The following is a 14351-nucleotide window of genomic DNA, read 5'->3' as shown; positions in this document are numbered from 1 at the left end:
GTGTGTCAGCCAAATATTCATGACTGACTCACCGCAACCGCCGGCAAGCCGTACTGCTACAGAGAGTGATGTGTCATTGCGCGTCTTCGTGCGGCTCCCAATCCCGGGTGCGTTCGACAGCCTTGCGCCAGCCTGCGTAGAGTTTTTCCTTTTCGGTCTCGTCGCATTGCGGTTCGAATTTGCGTTCGATCACCGCCTTGTCTTTCAGCTCGTCCAGACCGCTCCAGAAACCAATGGCCAGACCTGCCAGATACGCTGCACCCAACGCTGTCGTCTCGCGCATTTTCGGGCGCTCGACCGGCGTGCCGAGAATGTCGGCCTGAAACTGCATCAGGAAGTTGTTGGCGACGGCACCACCATCGACACGCAAGGCCTTGAGCGGTTCGCCCGCGTCCTGCTGCATCGCGTCCAGCACGTCGCGAGTCTGGTAGGCGATGGATTCCAGCGCCGCCCGGATGATGTGATCGACCTTCACGCCACGGGTCAGGCCGAATAGCGCGCCCCGTGCATAAGGGTCCCAATATGGCGCGCCGAGGCCGGTGAACGCTGGCACCAGGTAGACGCCGTTGCTGTTCTTCACCTTGGTGGCGAAATATTCGGTGTCCATGGAGTCATTGACGATCTTCAATTCGTCGCGCAACCACTGCACCGTGGACCCGCCGTTGAACACCGCGCCCTCCAGCGCATACGCCACTTCACCCCGAGGGCCGCAACCGATGGTGGTGAGCAGACCATGATTGGATCTGACTGCCTTCTTGCCCGTGTTCATCAGCAGGAAGCAGCCCGTACCGTAGGTGTTTTTCGCCTGTCCCGCTTCCACGCACATCTGCCCGAACAGAGCCGATTGCTGGTCACCGGCGATACCGGCGATGGCGATGCCGCTCTTGCTGTGGCCATAGACTTCAGACGAGGACTTGACCTCCGGCAGCATCTCGCGAGGGACGTCTAGCACATCGAGCATCCGCTGGTCCCATTCCAGGGTGTGGATGTTGAACATCAGGGTGCGCGAGGCGTTGGTGTAATCGGTGACGTGGACTTTGCCGCCAGTGAATTTCCAGATCAGCCAGCTATCCACCGTGCCGAACAGCAACTCGCCCCGACGGGCGCGTTCACGGCTGCCTTCTACGTGATCGAGAATCCATTTCAGCTTGCTGCCGGAAAAGTACGGGTCGATGACCAGACCGGTGGTTTCCTTGATGTAATCCTCAAGACCGTCGCGTTTGAGTTGCTGGCAGATCTCGGTGCTGCGGCGGCATTGCCAGACCACGGCGTTATAGATCGGCCGGCCGCTGTCCTTTTCCCAGACCACGGTCGTTTCGCGCTGGTTGGTGATGCCGATGGCTGCAATCTGGTTGTGATGCAGGTTGGCCTGTGCCAGCACCTTGGTCATGCACGCGGTCTGGGTGGCGAAGATTTCCATCGGGTCGTGTTCGACCCAGCCAGGCTGCGGATAGTGCTGAACGAACTCGCTTTGGGCGCTGCTGACCACGTTGGCGTCGCGGTCGAAGATGATGGCGCGAGAGCTGGTCGTACCTTGATCGAGGGCGATGATGTAATTCTTGTTGTCGTTGTCGGTCATGTCGGTGGCCTGGTGATAAAGCGGGTATCCGGGAACTGCCATCAGTTTACGTGCGAAAGCGACTTGAGTGCTCAGGTGACATCGCCGTTGTTGGCTGAATATTCGTATTCGAAAAAATATAGACGTAAACGAACATTGTCAAAGGACGAAAGTGAACGAGCCTGGTATTTGGACAAAGCGTTGCGATAACGCGTTGATAGCCTTTCTAACACAGGCGTTTCGATGGCAAATGGCCTAAAGTATCGGCAGCAAACAAGAAACAGCCTGGTCGTCTGGAGCGCTGCATGACCCCCGCATTGGATTTACTGAAAAAGGTTCGCGCCGAACACCGTATTCACAGTTACGAGCATGATCCCAAGGCCGCCTCCTATGGTCTGGAGGCCGCAGAAAAACTGAATCTGCAACCGGCCCAGGTCTTCAAGACGCTGTTGGCGAGCACTGAAAAAGGCGAATTGCTGGTGGCGGTCGTGCCCGTCGTGGGCTCTCTAGACCTCAAAGCGCTGGCCCACGCCGCCGGTGCGAAGAAGGCGGAAATGGCCGACCCCGCAGCGGCGCAGCGTGCGACCGGCTATTTGCTCGGGGGGATCAGCCCGCTGGGGCAGAAGAAAAGACTGCGAACTTTCATCGACGAGTCCGCTCAACCGTTCGCGACAATATTTGTCAGCGCTGGTCGTCGCGGGCTTGAGGTCGAGCTCGCGGCCGCGGTACTTGCACAGCACACCAACGCCACATTTGCGCAGATTGGCCGTGAATGATCCGGACGCATCGTCAGAAATGCCTGAATCTTTCACGCAGTGACCATTTGCAGCGACCAGGGTAGGGCGCTGTCGGATATTCCATGATTGGGGAGCCCTGCCATGCAACTTGAATTTCATCAGGTCGACGCGTTCAGTGACCGACCGTTTGCAGGCAACCCTGCGATGGTGTATCGCCTCGATGCCTGGCTCACGGACGAGCTGATGCAGCACATCGCGACCGAACACAATTTGTCCGAGACCGCGTTCGTGGTGCGCGAAACCCAGGGCTGGCACATCCGCTGGTTCACCCCGACCAATGAAGTGCCACTGTGCGGACATGCGACGCTTGCCACTGCACATGTGCTGTTCGAGGTGTATGGCGAAACATCCGGCACCATTCAATTCGTCGGCAAGTCAGGTCCGTTGAGCGTGACCCGGGAGAACGGGCGTCTGCTGCTGGATTTCCCGGCCATGCCGCCGAGTGAAGTCGGCGTGACGGTGGATGTCGAGCGAGCCCTGGGCGTGGAGATCGTTGACGTGTTGGGGGCAGCAGAGTTGTTGGTGGTGCTTGAGTCCGAGCAGGCTGTTCGTGACTGCAAACCCGATTTTGCTGCGATCGCCCGGCTGCCATGGCCTGGGGTTATCGTTACTGCAAAAGGTGAAGGCGAGCGTTATGATTTCGTTTCCCGCTACTTCGCGCCGGCCATTGGCATCGCAGAAGACCCTGTCACCGGCTCGACCCATTGCAGCCTGATTCCGTATTGGTCCGCGCGGCTGAACAAGTTCAGTCTCAGTGCCTATCAGTGCTCGGCGCGAGGCGGCGAGCTGTTCTGTCGGCTGGAAGGCGATCGGGTGAAGATTGGCGGCCATGCGACGCTGGTGGCGAGCGGGACGCTGAAGCTTGGGTGAGCTATGGCGATCAGACCGCCAGATCCTGATGCACCGGCACACTCCCGACTGCCGGGAACAGCACCAGGTGCTCGGCGGCGACCCGAATACCCACCTCATCGCCGGCGCGAAGATCCGCGTGGCTCGGGAATAGCGCTTCGAGCTGAGTACCGGTTGGCAATTGCAGGCGATACAGAGTCGCTGCGCCCTGAAACGTCTTGCTGCTGACCTTGGCTTTCAATGCGCTTTCAGGTGCGTAAACGATGTCGTCGGGACGCAACAGCACATCTACCGGAGCGCCGCTGACATCCGGATAGGCTCGATTGCCCCGCAGTACGCCAAGTTCGGTCTGCACCGATTGCGCATCGATCATTTGCCCGCGAATGAAATACCCCTGCCCGACGAAACTCGCGACATAAGGCGTGGCCGGTTCGTGATAGAGGTTGTAGGGCGTATCCCACTGCTCTAACCGGCCTTCCTTGAACACACCGACATGGTCGCTGACTGCAAAGGCTTCTTCCTGGTCGTGGGTCACCAGAATCGCGCTGGTGCCACGGGCCTTGAGGATGTCCCGCACCTCATGGCTCAAACGACGACGCAGTTCGCCATCGAGGTTGGAAAAAGGCTCGTCCAGCAATAGCAGCTGCGGTTCAGGTGCCAGTGCCCGGGCGAGGGCAACGCGCTGCTGCTGGCCACCGGAGAGCTCGTGCGGATGGCGCTTGCCCAGCGCCTTGAGGTTCACCAGTTCCAGCATCTCTTCCACCACCTGTGTCAGACGCGGGTGGTTACGAATACCGAAGGCGATGTTGTCGGCGACGGTGAGGTGCGGGAACAGCGCGTAGTCCTGAAACACCATGCCGATTCGACGTTTTTCAGGTGCCAGAGTGAATCCGGCCTTGGAGATGACTTCGCCCGCGAGGACGATTTCGCCTTCATGCACAGGCTCGAAACCGGCGATCGCCCGCAGCGTGGTGGTCTTGCCGCATCCCGAAGAACCCAACAGGCAACCGATGTCGCCGGCATTGAGGTGCAGATTGAGGTTCTGCACCACGCGTTGGCCTTGATAGCCGCAGGCAAGGTTACGCAGTTTCAGCAGCATCGGCGTGCTCACGCAGGTTGATAGGCGGGAGCGACGAGGAATTCCAGCAACGCCTTCTGGGCATGCAGGCGGTTCTCCGCCTGATCCCATGCCACGGAGCGAATGTCGTCCAGCAGGTCTTCGCTGATCTCTTCGCCACGATGCGCCGGCAGACAGTGCATGAACAGCACCTCCTCGGCGGCCAGATCCAGCAGCTCGCGAGTCACCTGAAACGGCTTGAACAGCGCGATGCGTTTGGCGGTTTCTTCTTCCTGGCCCATGGAGGTCCAGACGTCGGTGCTGATCAGGTGGGCTCCCTTGACCGCTTCACGCGGGTCACGGGTCAGCGTCACTCGATCACCGGCCAGCGCCATGAACTGCGGGCTAGGCTCATAGCCTTCGGGGCAGGCGACACGCAGTTTGAAGTCGAACTGGATCGCGGCTTCTATATAGCTGTTGCACATGTTGTTGCCGTCGCCGATCCAGGCCACGGTTTTGCCTTTGATCGAACCACGATGCTCAAGGAAGGTCTGCATGTCCGCGAGCAACTGGCAGGGATGAAGGTCATCGGACAGGCCATTGATTACCGGCACGCGGGAATTGGCGGCGAATTCGGTCAGATTGCTGTGAGCGAAGGTGCGGATCATCACCGCATCGACCATGCGCGACATCACGCGTGCGCCATCGGCAATCGGCTCGCCACGCCCCAGTTGGGTGTCCCGAGGCGACAGAAAGATGGCCTGGCCACCGAGTTGGATCATGCCGGCTTCGAAGGAAACGCGAGTCCGAGTCGAAGATTTCTCGAAGATCATGGCCAGCACGCGGCCTCTCAGCGGCTCGAACAGCACGCCTCGATTTCGCAGGTCCTTCAGCTCAATGCCGCGACGAATCATGCCGACGAGCTCATCTGGCGTGTAATCCATCATCGAGAGAAAGTGCCTTGCGCTCATCATTAACTACCTTGTCTGCAACAGACCGCAGATCCTCAAAGCCGGGTTTTATCGGGAAAACGGGCGAGACCTGCGGCGAAAGCCGCACGGGGCGACGAATAGGGAAGGCGCGAGGGTATAAGAAAATGTCGCCTCGTGCCAAGGCCCGCGGTTATGGAAAGTGATCGTCAGACGTCCGGTCGCCTGAAAAGGGCGTAGACAGGACGCTTTTCATGTAACGAAGTGCTACAGTTGCCTACGTAGTGAGGCAATTAGCCATCTCTAGGTGTTTTGGTCGGTCGTGGTTGTACACCGTCTTGTTACACGCAAGCAATTACTACCGATTCTGTAACAGTTTCAGGTTGCTGCAGAACCTTATGCGACATGCTTCACGCCGCGGAAACCCGGACGTTTCCTAATCCACTGGCGTGAGTTATAAAGGCCGCTTATGTCCTCCAAAAGGGGTGGGGAATGGATTCAAAAGAGAAACAACTAACGGAACTGCTCGGGCTTACGGCTCGCACCCTCACGCACCTCACAGCTTCCATGACATCCATGTCGTTCGAGCTGATGCGCAGTGAAGACGAAGTCACCCGCTCGGCAGGTCGTCGGATGATCGACCGCATGGCGACCATCAGCGCTGGCCTGGACGATCATTGGCGATTGATCGGTGAACTCACCGGTGTGCAGGTTTCGCAGGAACAGGTCGAGACCGTTCACGAGATTCAGATGCAGCGCAAGGTTGTGACACCGATTGGCGGTTCCGCTTCCTGAGCGTGTTGACGCAAGTCCCTTCTTTATCGCTCAGGTGAGCTATCGGCTCGCCTGATGCTGTCCGATTCACGGCATTGACGTTTCTGGCGAAGTGCCGCGCCAGGCTCCATAGTTTTGTCTTCGCGATCACGCCGATCGCCACACAAAAACATGAGACTGGCGATGACCAAGACTCTCCACCACCGTGCCTGTCACCTGTGTGAGGCCATTTGCGGCCTGACCATCGAAACCACCGTCGAAGACGATGCGTCCGTGCGCATCAGTTCGATCAAGGGCGACGCGCAGGACACCTTCAGCCGAGGCCATATCTGCCCCAAGGCGGTGGCGCTGCAGGACATTCAGAACGACCCCGACCGGCTGCGCCAACCCATGCGCCGCATTGGCCACGAGTGGCAGCCTATTGAGTGGCAGGAGGCGTTCGAACTGGTGGCCGAGCGGCTGTTCGATATCCAGCAGCGCCACGGCAACAACGCAGTCGCCGTGTATCAAGGTAATCCAAGCGTCCACAACTACGGGCTGATGACCCACAGCAACTACTTTCTCGGCCTGCTGAAAACCCGCAATCGATACTCAGCGACTTCCGTGGACCAATTGCCGCATCACCTCACCAGTTACCTGATGTACGGCCACGGCTTGTTGCTGCCCATTGCCGATATCGACCACACCCAATTCATGCTGATTCTGGGCGGCAACCCGCTGGCGTCCAATGGCAGCATCATGACCGTGCCGGATGTCGAGAAACGCCTCAAGGCGATCCAGGCGCGCGGCGGCAAGGTCGTGGTTGTCGACCCTCGGCGCAGCGAAACGGCGGCAATCGCTGACCAACACTTGTTCATACGCCCGGGTGGCGACGCAGCACTTTTGATCGGGCTTTTGCATACCCTGTTTGCGCAGGGGCTGACGCGCGACAGCCATCTGCCGGTCGACGGCCTGGAAGAAGTGCGCGCAGCCATTGCGCACATGGACGCCGACGCCATGAGCCTGCGTTGCGGCGTGCCTGCCGAGCAGATCCGGCAACTCGCGCGAGACTTCGCCGGTGCCGAGAGCGCCGTTTGCTATGGGCGTATGGGCATCTCTACTCAAGCTTTCGGTACCTTGTGCCATTGGCTGGTGCAACTGATCAATCTGGTCACGGGCAACCTCGATCGCGTCGGTGGCGCCTTGTGTACCGAGCCTGCGCTCGATCTCGTGGCGTCGACCTCCGGTGGCGGATTCAATCGCTGGCAGAGCCGGGTCTCGGGATTGCCTGAGTATGGCGGGGAGTTGCCGGTGTCCGCGCTGGCCGAGGAGATGTTGACCGAGGGCGAAGGGCAGGTGAGGGCGTTGATCACCGTGGCGGGCAACCCGGTGTTGTCGACGCCCAACGGTCGACGACTGGATCAAGGGCTCGACGGGCTCGAATTCATGCTCAGCATCGACTTGTACATCAACGAGACCACTCGCCATGCGGACCTGATCCTGCCCTCAACGTCGGCGCTGGAAAACGATCATTACGACACCACCTTCAACATGTTCGCGGTGCGTAATGTCACACGGTTCAATCGCGCCATCCTCGCCAAGCCGCAAGGCGCGCTGCACGACTGGGAGATCTTTGTCGGCCTGGCCAAAGCCTTTGCTGCAAAGGCCGAGCGTGAGCTGAAGCCTACGATTGCGCCTGCGCAAATGGTGGACCGCGGGTTGCGGGCAGGGCTCTATGGTGATGCCTCGCAGTTCCGGTTGTCGCTGGAGACGCTCTACGATCACCCGCACGGGCTGGATCTTGGGGCGCTGAAACCTAACCTCACAACGAGGATTCGAACCGCCAACCAGCGTGTGCAGGCGGCGCCAGAGGTCATAGTGGCTGACCTGGTGCGCTTCGCGATGCTCGCCGCGCCGCCAAGTGACGAGCTGTTGTTGATCGGCCGACGTCATGTGCGCAGCAACAACTCCTGGATGCACAACTATCACCGGTTGGTGAAAGGCAAGCCACGGCACCAGCTGCTCATGAACCCGGACGATCTGAGTAGCCGAGGTCTGAGTAACGGACAGCGGGTGCGGGTCAGTTCGCGTGTCGGAGTCATAGAAGTGGAAGTACTGGGCAGCAGCGACATGATGCCTGGCGTCGTCAGCCTCCCCCATGGCTGGGGGCATGGGCGGCCGGGCGTACACATGGACATCGCACGGGAGCAACCTGGAGAAAGCGCCAACGACCTCACCGACGAACGGCAGATGGACGCGGTGTCCGGCAATGCGGCGCTAAATGGGGTGCCAGTGACTGTCGCGGCGGCATGACGCTCATCATATTTATCGGATCGATTAAAGCCAAGACCGAGCGTTACGCTAGGGAATCGGTTAGAATGCGCCACCGTGTCGACTCATACAGTCGTAAAGTTAAGCCGAGGTGCTCCATGGATATCATCGAAACGATCAAAGACCAGATTGCCAACAACACCGTTCTGCTTTACATGAAAGGCGCGCCAAATGCTCCTCAGTGCGGCTTCTCGGCCAAGGCGTCTCAGGCATTGATGGCGTGTGGCGAAAAGTTCGCGTACGTCGATATCCTGCAGAATCCGGAGATCCGCGCCAACCTGCCAAAATACGCCAACTGGCCGACTTTCCCGCAGCTGTGGGTTGGCGGCGAACTGGTTGGCGGTAGCGACATCATCGTTGAAATGCACGCTGATGGTTCGCTGCAGAAGCTGGTCAAGGCAGCGGTCGAGAAGAACGCTACTGCTTGATTCAGGCTGCTGTCAGAAAAGCCCCGCCTCTTGGTTGAGAGGCGGGGCTTTTTGTTTTTGGCAGCCATGGAGCGAAGGAGTCGCGAACACGGCACCTGTAGCAATCCGGCTTTCCGGCGGCAATGACCTCCCATATGCCAGGGCTGCTACAGGGGTCATGAAGGTCGATCTCTCGATATGAAGGCTGATCCTGTGGGCTGCTGGAGCTGTTTTCGACATAAAAATGGCCCACAAAAAAGCCCCGCCTGGCTCAACACCAGGCGGGGCTTTTGATGACGAAGCTAAAATCAGTCTTCTTCGCCCATCTGCGATTGCAGGTAATTCTCGATACCGACCTTGTCGATCAGGCCCAGCTGAGTTTCCAGCCAGTCAATGTGCTCTTCCTCTGATTCGAGAATGTCTTCAAGCATTTCACGGCTGCCGAAATCGCCAACGGTCTCACAGTGAGCGATCGCCGCTTTCAGGTCCGCATGGCCCTTGCGCTCGATTTTGAGATCGCACTCCAGCATTTCCTTGGTGTGCTCACCGATCAAAATTTTGCCCAGATCCTGTAGGTTCGGCAGGCCTTCCAGGAACAGGATGCGCTTGATCAGCTTGTCAGCGTGCTTCATCTCGTCTATGGATTCTTTGTACTCGTGCTTGCCCAGCTTGTTCAGACCCCAATCTTCATACATGCGTGCATGCAGAAAATACTGGTTGATCGCCACCAGCTCGTTTCCGAGGATCTTGTTGAGATGCTGGATGACTGTAATGTCGCCTTTCATGATCGAGGTCCTGTCGAAGATGTTCGTATATAAGACGCAAGTTTGGGCCTCCTATAAACACCTGTCAAACCTAAGTTATTGAATAATAAGTGAAAATAAATAGGAATAAGAATGTTTGTGTTCCGCATCTTAGGGCTAAGCGCTTGAATTACAGGCATAAAAAAACCGGACGCTGGGTCCGGTTCTTTAAAATCCGTTAAATCAGGCGGCAGAATATTCTGCGGGATAAGCCAATGCAGCCTGAGTCGTTTGCAGTTCGGTCAGGGTCTCACGTACCACTTCCTTCGCGAGGCAGGCACATTTCCCACATTTGCTGGCGACACCCAAGGTCTCGCGCACTTCACGATAGCTGCAGCATCCTTCCATGATCGCTTCGCGGATTTGTCCGTCGGTGACACCTTGGCAGAGGCAGACATACATATATAAAGACCGTCGCTGAGTTATTTGCGAGATGCGACGGATACTAATGTTAATGAGAATGCTTGTCAAAACTACTTCCCGGTCTTCAGATGAAGGCCGATGAGTGGTCACTTGCCAACATCGTGCAGGCACAAAAAAACCGGCCGCAAGGACCGGTTTCTCACATAGGCGCAGACCTTAATCGTCGAAGTCGTGCCAGCCGCCCATTTCTTTCCAGCGGTTGACGATGCCGCAAAACAGCTCGGCGGTCTTCTCGGTGTCGTAGCGCGCCGAATGGGCCTCACGACCGTCGAAGTCGATATCGGCCGACTGACACGCCTTGGCCAGCACGGTCTGGCCATAAGCCAGGCCGGCTAGAGTTGCCGTATCGAAGCTGGAAAACGGGTGAAACGGATTACGCTTCATGTCCAGCCGCGCAACCGCTGCATTGAGGAAGCCCAGATCGAAACTGGCGTTGTGGCCAACCAGAATCGCCCGCTTGCAGCCGTTGGCCTTCAGGGCCTTGCGCACGCCACGGAAGATATCCGTCAGCGCGGTTTCTTCACTCACGGCCATGCGCAGAGGGTGATCGAGCTTGATGCCGGTGAACTCCAGCGCGGCAGCTTCGATGTTGGCGCCTTCGAACGGCTCGACGCGGAAGAAATAAGTGTGCTCAGGGAACACGAAGCCTTTTTCGTCCATACCGATGGTCGTTGCTGCAATCTCCAGCAACGCATCGGTCGCCGAGTTGAAACCACCGGTCTCTACGTCGACGACGACCGGCAGGTAACCGCGAAAACGCGCAGCCATCGGATGCCTGGAGCCTGTGCCGCCGCCAGAGCCTTCCTGATCGTCGTCGTAATGGTCTTCACTCACGCGTGTTCCTCCAGCAGGCGCCAGCGCAGTGTCTCACCGGCGCGCAGCGGGATAACGGACAGCTCGCCGAATGGCAGGCTGGTAGGGGCGGTCCACTCTTCACGGACCAGGGTGATGGTCTCGGTGTTGACTGGCAGGCCATAGAACGACGGGCCATTGAGGCTGGCGAAGCCTTCCAGCTTGTCCAGCGCATTACGTTGCTCGAACGCCTCGGCATACAGCTCGATCGCCGCATACGCGGTGTAGCAGCCAGCGCAACCGCAAGCGGCTTCCTTGGCGTGCTGAGCGTGAGGCGCCGAGTCCGTACCCAGGAAGAACTTGCTGCTGCCACTGGTAGCGGCGTCCAGCAGGGCGACCTGATGGGTGTTGCGTTTGAGGATCGGCAGGCAGTAGAAGTGCGGACGAACCCCGCCTACCAGCATGTGATTGCGGTTGTACAGCAGGTGATGCGCGGTGATGGTTGCGCCAACGTTGGCGGAAGCCTCGTTGACGAACTGCACTGCATCGGCGGTGGTGATGTGTTCGAACACCACTTTGAGCGTCGGGAAGCGCTCCACGACACGACGCATGTGCTCATCAATGAAGATCTTCTCGCGGTCGAACACGTCGACGTCGCCACGTGTCACTTCGCCGTGGATCAACAGCGGCATGCCGACCTCGGCCATCGCTTCGAGCACCGGGAAGATCTTGTCGACGCTGGTCACGCCAGAGTCGGAGTTGGTAGTGGCACCGGCCGGGTACAACTTGGCGGCGTGCACGAAGCCACAGGCCTTGGCGGCGCGAATGTCTTCGGGCTGAGTCAGGTCGGTGAGGTAGAGCACCATCAATGGCTCGAAACGGCTTCCTGCAGGGCGTGCAGCAAGGATGCGCTGGCGATAGGCATCCGCTTGCTCTGCGTTGCGTACCGGCGGCACGAGGTTCGGCATGATGATGGCGCGGCTAAAAGTGCGCGCCACGTCAGCGACGGTGTGGGGCAGAACAGCGCCATCACGAAGATGGATATGCCAGTCGTCGGGGCGCAGGAGGGTCAGGCGGTCGGACATTGGGAATTCCAGGCGGGTCAAACTCGCTGGGAATGCTACCGGAAAAGACTCTTGCAGGCACTCGCTATCAAGTTTTAGAGGAACTAACCGATAGCGACGTGTAAGCGATAAATTTTGTTACGCGGTGAATTTTTTTGTGGAGCCTCCCGTGCGCCAGCGATATCTAGCCCTGCTCAGCGTGTTTGCCAGCCTGCCGGCCGCGGCTCTCACATTCCAGACGCGTCTGGAGAACATCGAGTGGAAGGTGGAGGGCGATCAGTTCGAATGCCGTCTGAGTCAGCCGATCTCCGATTTCGGCGCGGGCGAATTCGTGCGTCGCGCGGGCGAGCAGGCGACTTTCCGACTGAAGGCCAACGGTTACAGCCTGGCTTCTGGCTCCGCGACGCTGATTGCCGCAGCAGCGCCCTGGCAGCCGGGCAGAGGCGATCTTAACCTTGGCGCAGTAAAGGTCAGTAAAGGCGAGATTCCTTTCAACACCAGCCAGGCACAGGCCGGTCGTTTGATTGCCGGGTTGATGGAGGGGCGCAGCCCGGTCATTCGTCATGCGCTGCGTGATGGCGGCGGTGCAATGGAAGTTCGTCTGTTGCCAGTCAAATTCAGCAAGGCCTATACCGATTTTCAGCTGTGTACCGCCAAACTGTTGCCCATGAACTTCGAGCAGGTCAGACAGGCCGAGATCGGCTTTCCGGGCGGTGGCATCGATCTGGATGCACAGGCCAGACGTCGTCTTGATACCGTGCTGGCGTATATGAAGGCTGATCCCACGGTCAACCGAGTCGAGCTTGACGGGCATTCCGACAACAGCGGCAATCGGCTGACAAATCGCGATCTCTCCCGCCGCCGAGCGTTGGCCGTGATGGACTACCTCAAGGCTCAAGGCGTGCCGGAAGAGCAGATCGCCGTGCGCTTTCATGGCGAGCAATATCCGTTGGTGCCTAATACCAACAATGCCAACCGGGCGCGTAATCGTCGGGTGAACATCCATCTGGATCGCGTGGCAGAGCAGAAACCTTTGGTGCCGCCGAACGCTGCGCCCGCGCCTGTTCCTGCACCCGCGCAGATCCCCGCTCCGGCAGGAACTCCCCCACCTTCCACAGCGTCCGGAACGGCCCCTGCCAAGGTGTCCTGAGCGCCATCTCGGCGTCGTGTGTTTGACAGATTCTGTCGCTTCGTCGTCAGAAGCTGTCGCGACACTGTAAATCCACGGGTTTGAACGGTAGAATCAGCGGTTTTCCGTACAACGCGTTGGAGTGATGGCATGGCGGACGTTAACAAGGTAGTTCTCGCGTATTCCGGTGGCCTGGATACTTCGGTAATCCTCAAGTGGCTGCAGGATACGTACAACTGCGAAGTGGTGACTTTCACGGCTGACCTGGGTCAGGGCGAAGAAGTCGAGCCAGCACGCGCCAAGGCGCAAGCCATGGGCGTCAAAGAAATCTACATCGACGATCTGCGCGAAGAATTTGTGCGTGATTTCGTGTTCCCGATGTTCCGCGCCAACACCGTCTACGAAGGCGAGTACCTGCTGGGGACTTCCATCGCACGTCCGCTGATCGCCAAACGCTTGATCGAAATCGCCAACGAAACCGGCGCTGACGCCATTTCCCACGGCGCCACCGGCAAGGGCAACGACCAGGTTCGTTTCGAACTCGGTGCTTACGCGCTCAAGCCAGGCGTGAAAGTGATCGCCCCGTGGCGCGAGTGGGACCTGCTGTCCCGCGAGAAGCTCATGGATTATGCCGAGAAGCATGCGATCCCTATCGAACGCCATGGAAAGAAAAAATCCCCGTACTCGATGGATGCCAACCTGCTGCACATCTCCTATGAAGGCGGTGTGCTGGAAGACACTTGGACCGAGCACGAAGAGGACATGTGGCGCTGGACCGTTTCGCCGGAGAATGCCCCGGACAAGGCTCAATACCTCGAACTGACATATCGCAATGGCGACATCGTCGCACTGGACGGCGTCGAAATGACGCCGGCGACCGTACTTGCCACTCTGAACCGCATTGGCGGCGAGCATGGCATCGGTCGACTCGATATCGTCGAGAACCGCTATGTCGGCATGAAGTCCCGTGGCTGTTACGAAACTCCGGGAGGCACCATCATGCTCAGGGCGCACCGCGCCATTGAGTCGATCACCCTGGATCGCGAAGTCGCTCACCTGAAAGACGAGTTGATGCCGAAATACGCGAGCCTGATTTACACCGGGTACTGGTGGAGCCCTGAGCGTCTGATGCTGCAGCAGATGATCGACGCCTCGCAGGCTCATGTGAACGGTGTCGTGCGCCTGAAACTGTACAAGGGCAACGTCATCGTTACTGGCCGCAAGTCCGACGACTCCCTGTTTGATGCCAATATCGCGACATTTGAAGAAGATGGCGGTGCCTACAATCAGGCCGATGCGGCTGGCTTCATCAAGCTCAACGCTCTGCGCATGCGCATCGCGGCGAACAAGAACCGTAAATTGTTCTGATCGCAATCGGTGATCAAGGTGCAACTCCGCAAGGAGTTGCACCTTTTTTTTGCTTCTCTGATCGCTCTGTTGTTTCTCGCGTTTATTCCCT

General features: G+C 58.5%; 14 protein-coding genes. 7 read left to right on the top strand and 7 right to left on the bottom strand.

What is annotated here, in order from left to right:
* Positions 1–73: 73 nt before the first annotated feature.
* Entirely contained in the window at positions 74–1579 is a 1506-nt protein-coding gene (gene glpK / locus BWR59_RS22390) for a glycerol kinase GlpK (protein ID WP_081567807.1), read from the bottom strand.
* A 284-nt stretch (positions 1580–1863) separates the two neighbouring features.
* Here glpK and ybaK point away from each other — a divergent pair, with 284 nt between their 5' ends.
* Both ybaK and BWR59_RS22380 read left to right on the top strand, forming a co-directional pair.
* On the top strand, positions 1864–2334 hold the full coding sequence (gene ybaK, locus BWR59_RS22385; protein ID WP_081567806.1) for a Cys-tRNA(Pro) deacylase: 471 nt from the start codon (positions 1864–1866) through the stop codon (positions 2332–2334).
* Between the two features lie 102 nt (positions 2335–2436).
* Positions 2437–3225, top strand: coding sequence for a PhzF family phenazine biosynthesis protein (locus tag BWR59_RS22380; RefSeq protein WP_081567805.1), 789 nt, complete (start codon positions 2437–2439; stop codon positions 3223–3225).
* A 10-nt stretch (positions 3226–3235) separates the two neighbouring features.
* On the opposite strand, the gene BWR59_RS22375 is transcribed toward BWR59_RS22380, so the two are convergent.
* Positions 3236–4315, bottom strand: a complete 1080-nt coding sequence (locus BWR59_RS22375) for an ABC transporter ATP-binding protein (RefSeq protein ID WP_168184519.1) — start codon at positions 4313–4315, stop codon at positions 3236–3238.
* Complete coding sequence (gene argF / locus BWR59_RS22370; RefSeq protein ID WP_081567803.1) at positions 4312–5232, bottom strand: ornithine carbamoyltransferase; 921 nt, start codon at positions 5230–5232, stop codon at positions 4312–4314. The genes BWR59_RS22375 and argF overlap by 4 nt, the downstream gene beginning before the upstream one ends.
* A 450-nt stretch (positions 5233–5682) precedes the next feature.
* Between argF and BWR59_RS22365 the strand changes: the two genes are divergently transcribed.
* The 3 genes from BWR59_RS22365 to grxD all read left to right on the top strand — a co-directional run bounded on the left by BWR59_RS22365 (position 5683) and on the right by grxD (position 8702).
* Positions 5683–5985 carry a hypothetical protein gene (locus tag BWR59_RS22365; protein WP_062387999.1) on the top strand — a complete coding sequence of 101 codons (303 nt, stop codon included), beginning with the start codon at positions 5683–5685 and terminating at the stop codon, positions 5983–5985.
* A gap of 162 nt (positions 5986–6147) precedes the next feature.
* Positions 6148–8256, top strand: a complete 2109-nt coding sequence (locus BWR59_RS22360) for a molybdopterin oxidoreductase family protein (protein WP_081567802.1) — start codon at positions 6148–6150, stop codon at positions 8254–8256.
* A gap of 116 nt (positions 8257–8372) precedes the next feature.
* Positions 8373–8702 carry a Grx4 family monothiol glutaredoxin gene (gene grxD / locus BWR59_RS22355; RefSeq protein WP_081567801.1) on the top strand — a complete coding sequence of 110 codons (330 nt, stop codon included), beginning with the start codon at positions 8373–8375 and terminating at the stop codon, positions 8700–8702.
* Between the two features lie 287 nt (positions 8703–8989).
* Here grxD and bfr read toward each other — a convergent pair whose 3' ends face one another.
* The 4 genes from bfr to pyrC form a co-directional block, all read right to left on the bottom strand.
* A complete protein-coding gene (gene bfr, locus BWR59_RS22350; protein WP_062387988.1) occupies positions 8990–9466 on the bottom strand; it encodes a bacterioferritin in 477 nt (158 codons plus the stop codon).
* A gap of 201 nt (positions 9467–9667) precedes the next feature.
* Entirely contained in the window at positions 9668–9886 is a 219-nt protein-coding gene (locus tag BWR59_RS22345; RefSeq protein WP_081567800.1) for a bacterioferritin-associated ferredoxin, read from the bottom strand.
* A 177-nt stretch (positions 9887–10063) separates the two neighbouring features.
* Complete coding sequence (gene rnt / locus BWR59_RS22340) at positions 10064–10741, bottom strand: ribonuclease T (protein WP_081567799.1); 678 nt, start codon at positions 10739–10741, stop codon at positions 10064–10066.
* Entirely contained in the window at positions 10738–11784 is a 1047-nt protein-coding gene (gene pyrC, locus BWR59_RS22335) for a dihydroorotase (RefSeq protein WP_081567798.1), read from the bottom strand. The genes rnt and pyrC overlap by 4 nt, the downstream gene beginning before the upstream one ends.
* 148 nt (positions 11785–11932) lie before the next feature.
* Between pyrC and BWR59_RS22330 the strand changes: the two genes are divergently transcribed.
* Both BWR59_RS22330 and BWR59_RS22325 read left to right on the top strand, forming a co-directional pair.
* Positions 11933–12913, top strand: coding sequence for an OmpA family protein (locus BWR59_RS22330; protein ID WP_081567797.1), 981 nt, complete (start codon positions 11933–11935; stop codon positions 12911–12913).
* A gap of 129 nt (positions 12914–13042) precedes the next feature.
* Positions 13043–14260, top strand: a complete 1218-nt coding sequence (locus BWR59_RS22325; RefSeq protein ID WP_037012287.1) for an argininosuccinate synthase — start codon at positions 13043–13045, stop codon at positions 14258–14260.
* The last annotated feature ends 91 nt before the right edge of the window (positions 14261–14351 follow it).

The organism is Pseudomonas sp. Bc-h (assembly GCF_002080045.1).
Lineage (GTDB): Bacteria > Pseudomonadota > Gammaproteobacteria > Pseudomonadales > Pseudomonadaceae > Aquipseudomonas.
This window is presented reverse-complemented; position numbering and strand designations above follow the sequence as displayed.